Raw genomic sequence first — 4,079 nt, 5'->3', positions numbered from 1 at the left:
CAACCTGCCAGTATCGAGAGTTGAGCGAAGTCGAAACTCGGTTCATGGGGATCTTTTTTTCGCGCAAGTCCCTTATTGCCCATCAGCGCCTGCCCGGTGGCGGACCTGGAAGCGCCATTGCCGGATTGTTCACAATCTACTGCGACACTTCGGAATTCTTTGGCGTCTGTGAATCCTGTGCTCATCAACCTGGTTAAATGCCCTAGCGCGATCGCAGCACTTGGGTGAGGGCAAAGCCTTTTAAGCTACTGCCGATCAGTCCCGTTAGCGTGGCGAGGGCCAGCCACTCCCCCATGCCGCGACTGTTGCCGTAGATGGCAGCGTTGATGACGTTGGGCATAAACCAGAAAAGGCTGAGGGTGAGAATGGCGGCATTGATCCAAGGCCACCAGCGCCAGGGCTGGCGATAGTGGCGCAACACCAGCATGTGGGGCAGGGCGGCGATCGCCCCACAGACAAACACCATGACAAACACCGGCCACCGCGACCACAGCACCAGCGCCACCAGGGTGAAAATGGCGCAATAGCTGCCAATGATGGTCGCGAGGCCCCACCACCGATAGTGCGGCCAGTGGGGATGCATGGCCCAGCTCTGGGCGATCGCTAATATTACCGGCCCGCTAAACAAGCCGATAGCGCCGAGGGGATTGCAAAGGGCGATCGCGACAGTCGTCGCCACCGTCCAGCGCAGGCAAAACTGCCAGTCCGAAGACGTTAAATGGAGCACGTCAAGTCGCGAGTTTGCTGACTGAACAAGAGATTTTCGCGATAATCGACGGGGCAATCAATCACCGCTGGCACATCTTGCTCTAACGCTTCTTTGAGCGTCGGCACCAGGTCTTCGGTCGAGGTCACGCGATAGCCCTTGAGACCCATGGATTCTGCGAACTTCACAAAATCGGGATTATTGAAATGGACGAAGTTGGACTCGCCATACTGATTGTGCTGCTTCCACTCAATCAGGCCATAGCCGCCATCATTAAAGATGATCGTCACGAACGCCGTGCCCAACCGTAGCGCGGTTTCCAGTTCCTGACAATTCATCATAAAACCACCGTCTCCCGTCGCCGCAATCACCTTGCGAGCGGGATGCACCAGTTTGGCAGCGATGCCGCCGGGGATGGCGATGCCCATCGAGGCAAAGCCGTTGGAAATGAGGCACGTGTTGGGGCGATCGCAGTGATAGTTGCGGGCAATCCACATTTTGTGAGCCCCCACATCAGAGATCAGAATGTCTTCTGGCCCCAGCACCTGGCGCAGGTCATAAATCAACTTTTGGGGCTTCACCGGAAAGCCGTAGTCATCGGCATAGCGCTGATAGTCGGCCCGAATTTCGTCCCGCAGTTGCACATTAATCGGGTCGGGACGACCTTCGCGGTTGACTCGCTTCGCGATTTCCTCTAACGAGTCAGCGATATCGCCCACCACTTCCGTACGGGGAATGTAGCTGCTGTCAATTTCCGCTGGAGTCGAGTTGATGTGCAAAATGGGCAGGTCGCCTTCCGGGTTCCACTTTTTGGGGGAATATTCCACCAAGTCGTAACCCACGGCGATAATCAGATCCGCCCGTTCGATACCGCAGGAAATGAAATCGCGCTGCTGCAGGCCAAAAGTCCACAGCGCTAGGGGATGGGTATAGGGCAACACGCCCTTGCCCATAAACGTGTTGACCACCGGTAGGTTTAACTCGGTGGCGAACTTGATCAGGGCATCGCTGGCGTTGGCCCGAATGGCCCCGTTGCCGACCAAAATCAGCGGGTTGGTGGCCTGGGAAATGGCGACTGATGCCTGCTGAATGCTTTGGAAAGAAGCGAAGGACTTTTCGCGATTGTCGCGCCGCAGGGGCGAACCTTCCACGGGCATGTCAGCAATGTTTTCCGGCAGGTCAATATGTACCGCGCCGGGTTTTTCGGTCTGGGCGAGCTTAAAGGCTTTGCGGACAATTTCGGGGGTGATGCTGGGGCGCACGATTTGCGCATTCCATTTGGTGACGGGGGAAAACATCGCCACCAGATCGAGATACTGGTGCGATTCGATATGCATGCGATCGGTGCCGACTTGACCCGTAATGGCCACGAGGGGGGCGCGATCGAGGTTGGCATCGGCGACCCCGGTCATCAAGTTGGTGGCCCCTGGCCCCAAGGTCGACAGGCACACGCCCGCCTTGCCCGTCAGCCGACCATACACATCGGCCATAAAGGCGGCTCCCTGTTCATGGCGGGTGGTGATGAACTGAATGGAGGACTTTTTCAGGGCTTGCAAAACGGCGAGGTTTTCCTCTCCGGGGACGCCAAAAATATAGTCGACGCCTTCATTTTCGAGACATTGCACCAGCAGCTCGGCGGTATTCATTTCCTGTCAGTCCTCGCGTTATTTAATCCACACAGTCTTTTGATTGACGAAAGCCAGAATGCCCTCGCGCCCCAGTTCGCGGCCATAGCCCGATCGCTTGATGCCGCCAAAGGGCAAGCGCGGGTCCGATTTCACCAGACCATTGATAAAGACGGCCCCCGCTTCCAACTCGTTGACCAAGCGATCGCACTCGTCAGCGTCTTGCGTCCAGGCACTAGCACCCAACCCGAGGGGCGTGCTATTCGCTAGGGCGATCGCTGCCGCCAGGTCGGGCACCCGGAACGTCAGCGCCACGGGACCAAAGAACTCCTCTTGATCCGCCGGGGTGCCGGGGGGAATATCCGCCAAAATCGTGGGTGGATAAAAGTTGCCCTCGCGGAGTTCGGGCGGCAAAGTTGCCACCAGGGCCGCGACATCACCGCCGATCAGGACGTTGGCTCCTTGCTCACGACAGGTCTCGACTTGCGCTGCCAATTCGTCTCGAATGCCGGGAGTCGCCAGGGGACCAATGTCGGTGTTGATCGCAGTTGGATCACCCACTTTCAGCGCTTGGAATTTAGCGGTTAATCCCTGGATGAACTGATCAGCGATCGCTTCATGCACAATAAATCGCTTGGCGGCAATACAGGATTGGCCGTTATTTAACATGCGCGCCGTTACCGCTGTGGCGATCGCGTCATCCAGATTGGCGCTCGGCATAACGATGAATGGATCCGTCCCACCCAATTCCAACAGCGTGGGCTTGATGTGTTTACCCGCTAGTGAGGCCAGCGCCGCCCCTGCCGGTTCACTCCCGGTCAGGGTGGCCGCTTTCACGCGATCGTCCGTCACCACTGCCGCCACGGCATCGGCCCCAATCAGCAGCGTTTGAAAGACATGCTCCGGAAATCCCGCTTTACGGAAGATTTCCTCGATCAATAAGGCACTCTGGGGCACGTTGGAAGCATGTTTCAGCAGGGCCACATTGCCCGCCATCAGCGTCGGTGCGGCAAATCGAAAGACCTGCCAGAACGGAAAATTCCACGGCATCACGGCGAGCACAATGCCCAATGGCTGATAGCGCACAAAGCTCTGGCTGGCGTCGGTAATGGCGGGAATATCCTTCAAAAAATCCGCCGCATGTTCGGCATAAAAGCGACAAACCCAGGCACATTTAGACACTTCCGCGATCGCACTTTTAATCGGTTTCCCCATTTCCTGGGTCATGATTGCGCCGTAGGCTTGCTTATTGTTGTCTAAAAGATCGGCGGCAAACTGCAACCAAGTTGCCCGCTGTTGAAACGAAGTGTGGCGATACTGCTCAAACGCCCCTTGGGCGCGGTCAATGCGGTCAGAGATCGCCGCTGAGCTGAGAGCGTCAAATGTCTTCAGGCATTTACCATTGGTCGGATTAGTAGTGGCAATCGCCATAATGACCTCCCGATCTCGATCAGAAAAACGTATATTTCTACTCTGACAAGAGAAACCAGAGTTGCCTGCTAAATCGTATTGATTGTTCACTGATAACAGTTTTTTGCAAACTAAAACCCTCATCAATGCTCAACGTTGGCAAACCTGAACGTTAGCAATCAATTAATTAATCTGGTTGAGGCGTGGGGCCTAGGGTGCGTCATCAATTAATTCCAGAGACCTGGTGGGATCAGCATTACTGCGCCCGCACTCCTGAAATAAACTAGGGCCTGTCGTCCTTTTGCCGCAAGGCTTTGATGACTAAATGATGACAGGCC

At 56.0% G+C, this 4,079-nt stretch carries 4 protein-coding genes; all 4 read right to left on the bottom strand.

Going from position 1 to position 4,079, the window contains the following annotated elements:
- The coding region (locus tag JUK32_RS05530) for a hypothetical protein (protein WP_204137854.1) at positions 1–185 on the bottom strand (185 nt) is incomplete at its 3' end.
- Positions 186–202: 17 nt separating this feature from the next.
- On the bottom strand, positions 203–727 hold the full coding sequence (locus JUK32_RS05525; RefSeq protein ID WP_204137853.1) for a hypothetical protein: 525 nt from the start codon (positions 725–727) through the stop codon (positions 203–205).
- Complete coding sequence (locus JUK32_RS05520) at positions 715–2,352, bottom strand: acetolactate synthase large subunit (protein WP_204137852.1); 1,638 nt, start codon at positions 2,350–2,352, stop codon at positions 715–717. Before JUK32_RS05520 ends, JUK32_RS05525 begins: the two co-directional genes overlap by 13 nt.
- Positions 2,353–2,370: 18 nt before the next feature.
- Complete coding sequence (locus JUK32_RS05515; RefSeq protein WP_204137851.1) at positions 2,371–3,762, bottom strand: NAD-dependent succinate-semialdehyde dehydrogenase; 1,392 nt, start codon at positions 3,760–3,762, stop codon at positions 2,371–2,373.
- Positions 3,763–4,079: the final 317 nt, after the last annotated feature.

Source organism: Halomicronema sp. CCY15110 (assembly GCF_016888165.1).
In the GTDB taxonomy this organism is placed as follows: domain Bacteria; phylum Cyanobacteriota; class Cyanobacteriia; order Phormidesmidales; family Phormidesmidaceae; genus Halomicronema.
This window is presented reverse-complemented; position numbering and strand designations above follow the sequence as displayed.